The organism is Brochothrix sp. (assembly GCF_017549435.1).
GTDB classification, from domain to species: domain Bacteria; phylum Bacillota; class Bacilli; order Lactobacillales; family Listeriaceae; genus Brochothrix; species Brochothrix thermosphacta.
The window spans coordinates 1-12,043 of record NZ_JAFYUW010000105.1; the positions used below are offsets into that span (position 1 = coordinate 1).

Below are 12,043 nucleotides of genomic sequence, written 5' to 3' on the forward strand. Positions count from 1 at the left end.
ATGTGATGGATTGACGGACTAGTGACGACGTCAGATGAACTTACGGTAGTAACATCGATAATGTTACCTATCGTAGTAGCTGATGAAAAACGTGAAATGGAACCTTCACTATGGATACAAGTCAGCCCAAGAACTGAAAGGAATTTTATAGTCGCATCAGGATGAGCGGAACAGAGCATGATCCCAGCTAGTCCATTTATTGCAAATTGAGAGGGTATCGTAGAATGAGATACCTCTTTATTATGCAAGGCATGTTTGTTACGCGCAGTAATTTCAAGTGACGTGCCAGAGCTGTCTTTGAAGGACAAACTTTCTTCCGAAAAGCGCAGGATACGTTGATTTGCAATCCCACAGTATGTCAAACGTTCTTCCCAAAAACCAAGAGCGTTTTCGGGAACACTGAAACTGATTGTACTAATAGTATTATCTGCGTTAGGTACGTATTGCTTTCCAGAAATAAATGAAATGATAGACCCCGGTGAACCATAATAATCACCAAAGTACAGATGTAATAGCTCAGGTTGATTATAAATCACCGTTTGTTTAATTAAGCGTAAACCAAGTATTTGCGTATAAAAATCGATTGTCGCTTGTGGTGAATCAGTATTAATAGACACGTGATGAATGCCAAGTGTTTTCATAAAATTACCTCCAAGAACCCATGATTGACTTGATACTTAGTCATATCAAGTAGGCTATATAAAATATTACCCAATAGAAACAAAATTATGACATTCAATAATGGACTGTTTAAGAACAAAAAAAGAATAAAACGTGTTGGAAGTTATCAGTTGACAGGTAAAGTTACAATGTACAGAAATTTTAACACACTTACAAAAAGTAATCAATTAATTGTTTTTTTTTGACGATATAAAATAAAAATAATAATACTGACAGCAATTATACTGATGAATAGAGCCAATCCAAATGTTTTAAACAACAATTCTAGAGAGGGAAAACTTGTCAAATTAAATGCCGGTTGAGTAGCACTTACGCTTTGTATAGACGCTTGTTGTGTGTGATCAAACAAGAAAGCGATGGGAGAAACCTGTTCAACTTTTGATATAACAGGTGAAGCACTATGTTCAGCAATTATTTTCGTAAGAGAAGTAGCGCTCATGCTAGCTATTAACAAAGCAATAATTATTGGTAGTAGTATATCGCTAAGTAAACGTTTGAAACCGGTTATGTGTGTATGCGTATCTGTTTGTTTTTTTCGATAATAAAGAAAGGTTAATTGTAGAAGGAGTATTAAAAGAAACCCAATAATTAATGTACGAAACACTAGTTTTTCACCGAGCGCATGCATATCAGAGATAGGCCCTGTTAATTGTTGATAAGCACTATCATCGCCGATTAACGTATTTTTATCCCAATCAATTGTTTCCATTTGTTCTGCTGTTTCTTTAAAATCCGCAATATATTGTGGTCCATCTAAAGTAAATGTTGCAAGGTCAACTGTTGCTTTGGAACCTTGTCCTTTCAACGATTTAGCCAGTTGATAAGGCGCATAAATTTTAGAAGAATTTTCATTTTTACTTGTGTAAAGACCTGTGATAGTAACCTTTTTTAACGTATCTCCGTGATCTGATAATAATTCGAAAGTCTCACCGACTTTCAAATGGTGAGACGCAGCCATGTTTTTTTCTAGCACGACACCATTTGAAGCCGTATCAGAAGAAATGCCTGTTCCATTTACAATGGTATGGGTACCATTAGAGAAATCCTCAGTTGCGGCATTAGATAATACACCAGTGACTGTAATATCTTGGAGTGTATTTGAGAAGTTTGCTATTGCTGGTGTACTCACCACGAAATTATATGTATTGAGATGTTTAAGTTCAGCAAGTTTTTTTACATCACTGATTTTCACATCACTTGATTTAAAAAGAGAAATTGTTTCATTAGTATTAGTTGAAGCAGCTTCAGTAACTTTTTTTTGTTTCGCAATTAAAGTGACGGTGCTACCAATGGATTTTTTTGCATTTGAACTGGCATTATCGGCGACATGTTGTAAAGAAAGCCCGATTAAAAGCAGCGTGCAGATAACAATCCAAACTAAGGTGCTTAGAATGAAACGAACAGGCGTAGAAATGGTATTTTTAAAAAACGATTTAACAAAATTCATAGGTAACTCCTTTCACTATAAAATAACGATTGTTCTATTAGTATAGAGGAGAAATATGAAAAAAATGGGACGGAAATAAGGCAATAAAAATATTTTTCAGAAGGGAATGACATAAAAGTTCACAAATTGGACAAATATGATATTTATAGTAAAATAAAGATGTAAAGAAACGTAAATATGCTATTCAAACATAGAAGGGAGAGTTCTATATGTTTTTATTAATTGGCGTAATTATTGGTGTAAGTGCAGGTGCAATTATGAATAATAAGATTCCTGCGAGTTGGTTAGTTAATAGTATTGCAGGTATTGCAGGTGCATGTGTTGCGAACATTGGTGTAGGATTATTTGGTCAATGGGGTCCAGCTATTGGTGCGACTGCGATTGTACCAACACTTGTCAGTTCATTATTCTTTGTCGTACTTATTTCATTTTTAGCTCGTATGGTAACAAGACGTAATTATATCTAAAAACTGCAACATCAAACAAATTATGTTATGATAAAAAAAAGTAGTTTAATTACTGAAAACTAAATAACTTATCACGAGAGATGGAGGGATATGGCCCGATGAAGTCTCAGCAACCGGCAAAAGCACGGTGCTAAATCCAACAAGCAAACTGTTGCTTGGCAGATGAGAACATTCTAAAGTACCCTTCTGCGCACTAATAAGTAGAAGGGTACTTTTTTATTGAATCGGGAGGAGGGAAATATAATGGGAGAAACATTTACTAAAGCAGGTGAAGAAGCTGTAACTATTGGTACCATTCATGCAGCAGCAAAACGCAAAGAAAAAAAAGCTATTCAACAACGTATTCGCCAACTTGAACAAGAAGTACTTGAACTAGAAAAACAATTACGAGTGAAATAGCTTTTACATTAATCGAACGTTCTTAAAAAACGAGAAAAACGAGCCAAACCTTCTTTGAGAACACTAAGATCATTAGCATAGCCAATACGTAGGCCGCCTTCACACCCCATTACTGAACCTGGGACAAGAAAGACACCCGTTTCATTTTGAAGACGACGACAGAGTTCAGTCGATTTTATCGACATATCGTAATGTAATAAGGCAATCGGTCCTGATTGTGGTTGAATATAGGTGATATGAGGTTCTTTAGCTACCCAATCCGCAAGATATTGACTGTTTTTTCGAACAATAGTTAGGTTACGATCCAAGATTTTATCTTTGTGTTTAAGCGCTAAAGTTGCGAGGTAATCATCAATCATTCCACAACTAATCGTACTGTAATCACGATGATTATTCAGTTCAGGAACCATTTCAATCGGACTAATAATCCAGCCGATACGCAACCCTGGTAACGAGAATGTTTTTGACATGCTGCTAGTACTGATACCTTTTTCATAAAGATCAGAAATAGAAGGCGTGAAATTCTCACCAGTTAATGTAAGTCCACGATAAACTTCATCTGATAATATATAGGCATCATATTTCCGTGCTAATGCGACCAGTTGTAAAAGTTGTTCTTCATCCATCAAAGCACCAGTCGGATTGTTAGGATTATTAATCGCAATCAGTTTTGTATCGTGTGTTAGTAATGCTTCTAAAGCATCAAAATCAGGCAGATAGTTGTTTTCTGGAATGAGCGGCAAAAAATCCACAACGGCACCATATGATTTTGGTAAAGAGTAGTGCTGTTGATAATTTGGTAGTACTGAAACGATATGGTCACCGGGCTCGATTAATGTTTCTAACACTAGGTGATTAGCACCAATACCACCATGTTCAATTGTAATTTGTTCGGGTGTGATTGACGTATATAACTTTGCAATTTCTTCACGTAAAGCTTCACTACCAAAAATGTCGCCATAAGTAAGTTTCATTTTTAAAATATCTGAAATAGCTGCTTGTTTATCCTCAGAAAAATCAAGCAGTTCTTCAGTTGTTAAGGCTTCGACACATGATTCTGCAATATTCACTTCGCACTGTGTTTCGTATATGTTCATCCAATCTTCTACGCCAAAAGGTTCTAATTTCATGAAAACAACTCCTGAAAAAATGTATTTTATACAATCATTTTACATTTTTATACAGGCTTTGTCCATTAGTTCTATTTTTTTGTGCGTGGAGTTGAGAGACGTGTTAAGAGTGAAGAAATAGTTTGGCTTTTGAAAAAAATATAACTTATAAAAATAGCAATAACAAAGACAATGGCATTTTTTAATAAACGGATTGGGAAAAGAGCGAGTGCTGCTTTATCCAATATGATAGAAAGCCAATACGTATTCAATACAGAATTTAACAGGAAGAAAACAACCGCATGTGAAACAATGATGCGCCATAATACTTTCGGTTTATTGTATAAAAAGATACTATATACAAAGCCTGTTAAGAAAGTAGTGAGTGTGTAGCCTGGGAAAAAGGGAACACCCTTTGAATAGAGTAAGACACCAACAGTATCAGCCAATGCGCAGGCGAAGCCAGCAATAAGAGGTGGATAATAAGCACCGATCAAGATTAAGGGTAAAAAGACAAAACTAATGCGAATAAAGTCCAATTCAATCGCTAAAAAGCGAGATAAGATAATTTGCATCGCAATTAAAAGAGCAAGAAGAACTAGGCGTTGCGTAGTGAATTTATATTTTATCAAATGCAGAACCTCCTCAGGTCGGGTATTTTAGTAATGGTACTCGATAAATATAACAAATTAATTAGGAATAGTCTTTATAAAATTTCTAAATTTTCCAAAAAATGTTTTTTATATGAAAAAATGACAGCTAATCAATGCAGAATCATTAGTCCAACAACAATAATTTGTTTGAATAGGGTATGATGAAAGAAAGTGAAACAATGAAGGCGAGGATGGAAGTTATGGTGAAGTTACGTCCAATGTTACGCGGTCCTGAAATTATTGCTATTTTTATTAAACATGGGTGTGCAAGTTATTTGCAACGATTGGGTTTAATCAAAGGTAAGTATAAAAAAAATGATAGTGAAAATACAAAAAGTGCAGCGTTAATTGCAGCACTTGAAGAACTTGGCCCTACATTTGTGAAGTTAGGTCAATTTTTATCAACGCGAGGCGATGAATTGCCAGCCTCATTAATCAACGAATTAAAAAAACTACAAAAAAGTGTGACACCTTTAGCATTTTCTGCAATGAAACCGATTATTGATGCTAATTTAGGGGGCCACTCTGAACGTTATTTTAGTAGCATTGAAGAAGTACCATTAGGTGCTGCTTCGATAGGTCAAGTGCATGCCGCAGTTCTAAAAAGTGGTGAAGCAGTCGCCCTAAAAGTGAGACGTCCCAACATTGAAAAACAAGTGAAACATGATATTGAAACGCTACAGGAACTTGCGAAACTTGCAGAAAGAAATTCACACTATGCTAGAGAAGTACAAGTTGTATTGCTCGTTCGTGAATTTTCACGAAGTTTATTAACAGAATTGAATTTTAAACAAGAAGCGCAAGCGATGCGGACGATGCAAGATAATAATCACCATCCGAAACTTTATATCCCTGATGTTGCAATAAAATTAGCCACAGCAGATTTATTAATTCAGGAACGTATCATGGGTGAGGACTTAAATAAAGAAACGTTGAGTAGGTTAACAGAAGATGAGAAAGAAGAGTTATCGACAACTATTTGTGAAGCATTGACAATGCAATTGTTTGAACATGGTCTATTTCATGCAGATCCTCATCCGGGAAATTTTAAATTATTAGAAAACAACGTTTTAGCAATGCTTGATTTTGGTAATGTCGGTCAATTAAGTGAAAGCTTAAACGAGTTGCTGATTGATCTCATCATCGCAGCATCTAATCGCGATGCAACTAGTTTTACAGTAGCGATGTTACGCTTAGATACTACGAATAAAATTAATAGACGCGCTTTTGAAAAAGACATTGATCGTATGATGGCACGGTATTTACAATCTGATATGAGCAATATTAATTATGGTCAGCTGATTCAAGATATATTACTGATTGCGCGCTCTTATACGATTGAAATCCCATTTGAATTTTTACAAATAGGTCAAGCGATTTTAAAATTACAAGACACCTTACTAATTTTGACACCTAACCTCAGTATGTCCGTTATATTGAGAAAAACCTTACCGATTGTAGTTAAGGAACAATTGAATGTAACTAAAATGGGTAATAAAGTTAAAAGTAACGCCCATTTACTTTATCAAGCCGCACGACAATTACCAGTGACAATCAATGAAGTGTTACACCAATTGAAGGATGGCAAACCCGTTGTGAAGATGGAGATGAATATGGATGATAAACTGTTACAAAGAATCGAAAAGTTGACGTATATGCTGATATTTGGCGTCGGTCTGTTAGCTTTTAGTATTTTGACAGCAGGACTGTTTGTTGGTTTTTCTAGTGCCTCAGGATCTGCCGCCTTTAACAACCTGACCTTCCGTATCATGGCAATCACTGCACTTACAATCGTTCTATTCTTTATGTTATTACTCGTATGGCTTATCCGCCGTATAAGGAAGAAGTGAAAGAACGACAAGCCGTTCTTATTTATCCCAATTGAAATACTAAAGACAGACAATAAAGCTAGAGACGCTAGTAGCCAAACTCTAATTTAATGTCTGATTTTTTTATTTGCTCTGAAAGCTCACAAGTTTTGGCTTGCTTGATTAAAGACACTAGTCGCCCAACTATCACTGATTTTTAGTGTGTGCAGTACGAATTGCGTAGGCATCTAATAATATGCGTGCCATGACTTGTAGTGGTAACCGTGAACGGACTTCATAGTCTGGAATGAGAGAGTCTTCGGATTTATAGCCTGTAAAGTTGAGTTCGGAAAGTAAGGCAAGTTTACTTGTAGGACTACAAGTAAGGGAAATACAGGTCACTTTTTGTGCTTGGCAATTTTGGGCAGCTTCTACAAGTTCACTCGTCTCACCGCTTAAAGACACACAGATAATGACATCGTCAGGGTTAAGCCGAGTACTAACAATTCTAATAATATTCGGATCACTATACATCTCACAGTAAGTGTTGAGTAACTGTAATTTCACTTGCATTTCCTGGGCAATCATTTCGGAAAAACCACGGGCGAGTAAAATAACACGTTTAGCGTGGCGGATTTTTTGCACAGTATCTTCAATTGTGCCACTTTCTAAGAGTTGAATTGTTTTGGTAACCTCTAGAGCATTTTTTAGAATGGCAGTTTGAATTTCTTGATCCACCTGCTCAATGATTGCAAAACGTGGGTTGGTTTCATTTTCATCTTTTAGACGGATTTTAAAGTCTGTGAAGCCGTTAAAGCCTAATTTTTTCATCGTGCGGACAATTGTTGCAGTTGAAACATTGGCTTCTTCACTCAGTTTAATAATTGAAAGATTAGGCAATAAATCGATATGTTGTGTAATATAATGCAGTAAATGACGTTCAGATTCACTCATTGAAGGATAGTTAGCGTTAATGAGTTTCATAATGTTCGTTTTAATAAAAATCACGACCTTTCATAAGTTGTAAACGTTTACCTGTTATTGTACTTAATGTACGGTATTTGGAAAACATTTACAACTTTTTTCGTGTGATACTGAATATAGAAAGAGAAAAGGAAGTGAAAGAACATGATAGTAACCTGTACAATGAACCCTGCTATTGATCTTTTTTGTCAATTTGATAGTTTTGAGCCAGACGAAGTAAATCGCAGTTATTATGAAGAGTATCAGGCAAATGGTAAAGGTGTAAATGTCTCTTTTGTTTTGCGAAAAATGCAAATCGCCAACACAGCAACGGGTTTTTTAGGGGGATTCACAGGTGATTTTATCGAAGAAACCCTTCAAAATAAAGAAATTGCAACAGATTTTATTTCAATCGATGGGATTACGCGAATCAATACCTTTATACGAGCCCATAAAAAAGAATATAAAGCGGTTAATCAAGGACCGATGATTTCTGAGCAGTCACAACACCAGCTATTAGAAAAGTTAGCGATTTTAGGAACAAAAGATATGTTGATTGTCTCTGGCAGTTTGCCTCAAGGGGTTCCTGAAAAGTTATTAGTTGAAATTGCTGAATTATCATTACGTAAAGGATTTAAGCTTGTAATGGATATAAGTTCTGATATTATGCTGGAATGTTTGACTTATCAGCCCTATCTCATTAAGCCTAATGACGAAGAATTAGCAACATGGTTAAAAACACCCGCATTAGTAAGTACAGCAGCCATTATTGGTGCCGCTAACGAATTACGAAAGAAAGGGGCGCGTAATGTATTGGTTTCGCGTGGGGAAAAGGGTACGTTGTTAGTCACGGCACAAGGTGACATCTATCAGACGACAGCACCACAGGGAAAAGTAGTGAATACGGCTTGTGCAGGGGATACGTTATTAGCGGCCTTTATAGGGTCACTTGAAAAAGGAGAAAGTATCGCAGAAGCTTTAATTTATGCAACTGCAGCAGGATCATCCACTGCATTTCAACCAGGTATTAGTGATTTAACAGATATTGAAAAACTTCGTCAAACAATCGAATTAAAAATAGGGAGGAATTGAAGATGAAGATCATTGCTGCAACAGGTTGTCCTACAGGTATTGCTCATACATTTATGGCTAAAGAAGCACTCGAGGAAGAAGCTAAAAAACAAGGTCTAACAATTAAGGTTGAAACACATGGGCAAGAAGGCGTTCAAAATGAATTAACTGCTACCGACATTGCAGAAGCAGATGGCGTGATTATTGCCGCTGATAAAGACGTTCATGCAGAACGATTTGCTGGAAAACGAGTGATTAATGTACCTGTCACAAGAGGTATTAAAGATCCTGCGGCTCTTATCGCCGCAATTGTTAATCAAACGGCACCGATAATGCCAGGTGCTTCGATAACAGGCGAACCACAACAGTCCGCAGAAAAAAGACCTAAACAATCAATTGGTCACGGTATTTATGTTGCTCTGATGAATGGTGTGTCACACATGTTACCGATTGTTGTAGCGGGCGGAGTAATGATAGCGATTTCATTCATGTTTGGTATTTATTCAGCAGACTCTAAAAGTGAGGAATTTAACCAATTTGCCTTCTATTTGAATTCAATCGGTGGCTTGGCAATGAGTTTGATGGTGCCTATTCTGACCGCTTATATTGCAGAAGCAATTGCAAAACGTCCAGGATTAATTATTGGTTTTATCGTCGGAATGATTGCTTATACGAATGAAACAGGTTTCTTAGGCGGAATCGTCGGTGGTTTTCTTGCAGGTTATGTGGTCTTAGGATTGCAGTATGCTTTGCGAAAACTACCACCTGCTTTAAATGGCTTAAAAGCAATTTTCTTATATCCGGTTCTTGGTATTTTTATTGCTGGTTTAACAATGTGGTTCTTATCTGCACCGATGGAAGCAATCAATCAAGGAATGATGTCGTTTTTAGCAGGGTTACAAAATACAAACCCATTAATTTTAGGGATTGTTGTAGGGATGATGTGTGCCTTTGATATGGGTGGTCCAGTCAATAAAGCAGCTTACGTGACCGGGACAGCATTGTTGGCTCAAGGTAATTTCTATTTTATGGCGGGTGTATCGGCTGCTTGTATCGTTCCACCTTTGGCGACAGGGTTTGCCGTTCTTTTTGGACGTAAATACTACAATCAAAGTGATAAAAGTGCAGGCTATGTTAACTTCTTGCTGGGTTCGACGCATATTACTGAAGGGGCAATTCCATTTGCTGCCCGGAACCCTTTAATTATCTTGCCGATTTTAATGCTCGGGTCATCTATTGCAGCTGTTTTAACTTACATGATGCATGTGCAAGTGCCAGCTCCACACGGTGGATTTATTGTCTTGCCGATTGTAACGCATGGTGCTTTATGGGTGATGGCAATTGTGATTGGCTCGGTAGTAAGTGGTATTTTGATGGCGATTAATCAGAAACGTATTTTTACAAAAGAAAAAATAACCACAGAGAACGCTACTGTGACAACGCCGCAGACAGTATCAACAATACAAGATGTTCTTCAAAAAGAGAACATCAGCTTAGCTGTTCAAGGAAGTAACAAAGATGAAGTGCTTCAAAACATAGCGGCTATCGCTAAAGAAAAGGGCATTATTAGTGATACTGCTGCAACCTATCATGGTTTTCTAAAGAGAGAGCAGCAAGGAAGTACGGGAATGGAACAGGGCATTGCTATTCCTCACACAGAGAATAATGCAGTGATACGGCCTGCTTTAATGGTGGTGACATTGGCTCGATCTGTTGATTGGGATAGCTTGGATGGACAGCCTACCACGCATGTATTAGCAATGTTTATTCCAACGGGAGGCAGTAGCAATCACCTGAATGTTTTATCGGATGTTGCCAAATTATTAGTGCATGACGATTTTATCACTGAGCTTAAAACAGCAACAGACACAACGACGATTTACAATTTATTCCAAAATAAAGTTAATTAATAGGAGGATATAAGATGACAACAAACAAACAACAAGCATTGAAACGGTTAAGCAATGAAAAAGGGATTATCGGTGCATTAGCCATTGATCAGCGTGGCTCATTAAAGAAAATGCTCGGAAAGGGTAGCGCAGTATCTGATACAGCCATTGAGCAATTCAAAGTCTGCGTATCGGAAGAATTAACCCCCTATGCGAGTTCTATCTTACTCGATCCAGAATATGGTTTGCCAGCAGCTCAAGCACGAGCAAGTAATGCAGGTTTACTAATTGCTTACGAAAAGACAGGCTATGATGCTAATTCAGTAGGGCGATTACCCGATTTGTTGCCTGAGTGGTCCGTTAAACGGATGAAAGAAGAAGGGGCGGATGGCGTTAAATTTTTACTTTACTATGATGTTGATGAAGATGTGCGTATCAATGAACAGAAACATGTGTTTATGGAGCGAGTAGGATCGGAATGTAAAGCAGAGGATATTCCGTTCTTTTTGGAAATCGTCACATATGATGCGACCGATGAGGATGTCACAGGCGAAAAATATGCCAAAGTAAAACCGCATAAAGTTATTGAAGCGATGAAAGAGTTCTCGAAAGCTACTTATCAGGTCGATGTTTTAAAAGTGGAAGTGCCTGTAACGATGAACTATGTGGAAGGTTTTGGTGACACAACAGTTTATAGCCGTGAGGAAGCGTTAGCGCACTTTAAAGCGCAAAGTGATGCAACGACATTACCTTTCATCTTTTTAAGTGCAGGGGTTAGTGCACAGCTCTTTCAAGACACCTTACGTTTTGCAGCTGAAGCGGGTTCAACCTTCAACGGTGTTTTATGTGGACGTGCCACTTGGAAAGACAGTACAGTCGTATATGCCAATGAGGGGGAAGCTATCGCACGTGATTGGTTAAAATCTCAAGGGAAAGCAAATATGGCCGCCTTAAATAATGTATTGAATGAAACAGCCACGCCATTATTTAACTAATGTCACTTCATGGCAAATGTTAAAAAATATCATAAACGATGCACGCTGTCAAAAAAGCCATTGATTAAAACATCAATGGCTTTTTGTTTACGTTTAGGGGTGTCCTCATTGTGGTTATCATTTACGCTGATTGCTCGTCATTAGCTTTTGTACGCCCGATTCTTGCCCTCGCACTCTAACCTTTCGAACCTTTCGGTCTTTCGCTAATGTTCCTGTAAGACGCTCTGAAAGCCGTTTACGCAAGTATGACACTTACTCTTCGCCGCCTACTAGTAAATGGATAACTACAGTCGTACGTAAGAGCGTGATCTATCGCCCCCGATTGTTCGTTTCTCTTATGGTGTTGTCACATCACTTAGAGCTTTGACAGTTCTTCAATCGTCCACTGCCTTACGCCGAATACCATCATAACCTGAACAGTAAACTGCGAGTGTCTCCTTTTCACTACGGCCACTAACCCACAAAACTTTCTTTTAAAACTGTTATTTAGTTGTATGTTCTAAAAATAAACAACAAAAAACGATTGTAGCTAAAACCTTGTGAGAAGTACGTTTATACTTA

11 protein-coding genes and 1 riboswitch are annotated in these 12,043 nt (G+C 37.4%); of the genes, 6 read left to right on the forward strand and 5 right to left on the reverse strand.

The window, feature by feature from the left end:
* Positions 1-641: VOC family protein (locus IKV95_RS06945; RefSeq protein WP_287451560.1), on the reverse strand; the 641-nt coding region annotated here is incomplete at its 3' end.
* A 203-nt stretch (positions 642-844) separates the two neighbouring features.
* On the reverse strand, positions 845-2,128 hold the full coding sequence (locus IKV95_RS06950) for an ABC transporter permease (RefSeq protein ID WP_029091452.1): 1,284 nt from the start codon (positions 2,126-2,128) through the stop codon (positions 845-847).
* A 209-nt stretch (positions 2,129-2,337) separates the two neighbouring features.
* Between IKV95_RS06950 and IKV95_RS06955 the strand changes: the two genes are divergently transcribed.
* Positions 2,338-2,595, forward strand: a complete 258-nt coding sequence (locus IKV95_RS06955) for a GlsB/YeaQ/YmgE family stress response membrane protein (RefSeq protein ID WP_029091453.1) — start codon at positions 2,338-2,340, stop codon at positions 2,593-2,595.
* A gap of 65 nt (positions 2,596-2,660) precedes the next feature.
* Positions 2,661-2,764: riboswitch (SAM riboswitch) on the forward strand.
* A gap of 74 nt (positions 2,765-2,838) precedes the next feature.
* A complete protein-coding gene (locus IKV95_RS06960) occupies positions 2,839-2,994 on the forward strand; it encodes a hypothetical protein (RefSeq protein ID WP_154657736.1) in 156 nt (51 codons plus the stop codon).
* 8 nt (positions 2,995-3,002) lie between these two features.
* Here the strand turns inward: IKV95_RS06960 and IKV95_RS06965 are convergent, their stop codons facing one another.
* On the reverse strand, positions 3,003-4,124 hold the full coding sequence (locus IKV95_RS06965; RefSeq protein ID WP_120472973.1) for an aminotransferase: 1,122 nt from the start codon (positions 4,122-4,124) through the stop codon (positions 3,003-3,005).
* 71 nt (positions 4,125-4,195) lie between these two features.
* Positions 4,196-4,735, reverse strand: coding sequence for a folate family ECF transporter S component (locus IKV95_RS06970; protein WP_051457250.1), 540 nt, complete (start codon positions 4,733-4,735; stop codon positions 4,196-4,198).
* Between the two features lie 221 nt (positions 4,736-4,956).
* Between IKV95_RS06970 and IKV95_RS06975 the strand changes: the two genes are divergently transcribed.
* Positions 4,957-6,606, forward strand: coding sequence for an ABC1 kinase family protein (locus IKV95_RS06975; protein ID WP_069126662.1), 1,650 nt, complete (start codon positions 4,957-4,959; stop codon positions 6,604-6,606).
* 165 nt (positions 6,607-6,771) lie between these two features.
* On the opposite strand, the gene IKV95_RS06980 is transcribed toward IKV95_RS06975, so the two are convergent.
* Positions 6,772-7,548, reverse strand: a complete 777-nt coding sequence (locus IKV95_RS06980; RefSeq protein WP_069120168.1) for a MurR/RpiR family transcriptional regulator — start codon at positions 7,546-7,548, stop codon at positions 6,772-6,774.
* 144 nt (positions 7,549-7,692) lie between these two features.
* Here IKV95_RS06980 and pfkB point away from each other — a divergent pair, with 144 nt between their 5' ends.
* From pfkB to lacD, 3 genes are read left to right on the forward strand one after another with little or no spacing between them, the layout of a single operon-like run.
* Positions 7,693-8,619: a 1-phosphofructokinase gene (pfkB, locus tag IKV95_RS06985; protein ID WP_069120166.1), complete on the forward strand. Its 927-nt coding sequence runs from the start codon at positions 7,693-7,695 to the stop codon at positions 8,617-8,619.
* A gap of 2 nt (positions 8,620-8,621) precedes the next feature.
* A complete protein-coding gene (locus tag IKV95_RS06990; RefSeq protein WP_069134963.1) occupies positions 8,622-10,508 on the forward strand; it encodes a fructose-specific PTS transporter subunit EIIC in 1,887 nt (628 codons plus the stop codon).
* 14 nt (positions 10,509-10,522) lie between these two features.
* Positions 10,523-11,482 carry a tagatose-bisphosphate aldolase gene (lacD, locus tag IKV95_RS06995; protein ID WP_069126659.1) on the forward strand — a complete coding sequence of 320 codons (960 nt, stop codon included), beginning with the start codon at positions 10,523-10,525 and terminating at the stop codon, positions 11,480-11,482.
* Positions 11,483-12,043 lie beyond the last annotated feature (561 nt).

Bases quoted from the DNA above. Each gene is read 5' to 3' on its own strand.
- IKV95_RS06955 (WP_029091453.1), top strand. From the start codon at position 2,338: ATGTTTTTATTAATTGGCGTAATTATTGGTGTAAGTGCAGGTGCAATT.
- IKV95_RS06965 (WP_120472973.1), bottom strand. From the start codon at position 4,124: ATGAAATTAGAACCTTTTGGCGTAGAAGATTGGATGAACATATACGAA.
- IKV95_RS06950 (WP_029091452.1), bottom strand. From the start codon at position 2,128: ATGAATTTTGTTAAATCGTTTTTTAAAAATACCATTTCTACGCCTGTT.
- IKV95_RS06975 (WP_069126662.1), top strand. From the start codon at position 4,957: ATGGTGAAGTTACGTCCAATGTTACGCGGTCCTGAAATTATTGCTATT.
- IKV95_RS06980 (WP_069120168.1), bottom strand. From the start codon at position 7,548: ATGAAACTCATTAACGCTAACTATCCTTCAATGAGTGAATCTGAACGT.
- pfkB (WP_069120166.1), top strand. From the start codon at position 7,693: ATGATAGTAACCTGTACAATGAACCCTGCTATTGATCTTTTTTGTCAA.
- IKV95_RS06990 (WP_069134963.1), top strand. From the start codon at position 8,622: ATGAAGATCATTGCTGCAACAGGTTGTCCTACAGGTATTGCTCATACA.
- lacD (WP_069126659.1), top strand. From the start codon at position 10,523: ATGACAACAAACAAACAACAAGCATTGAAACGGTTAAGCAATGAAAAA.
- IKV95_RS06960 (WP_154657736.1), top strand. From the start codon at position 2,839: ATGGGAGAAACATTTACTAAAGCAGGTGAAGAAGCTGTAACTATTGGT.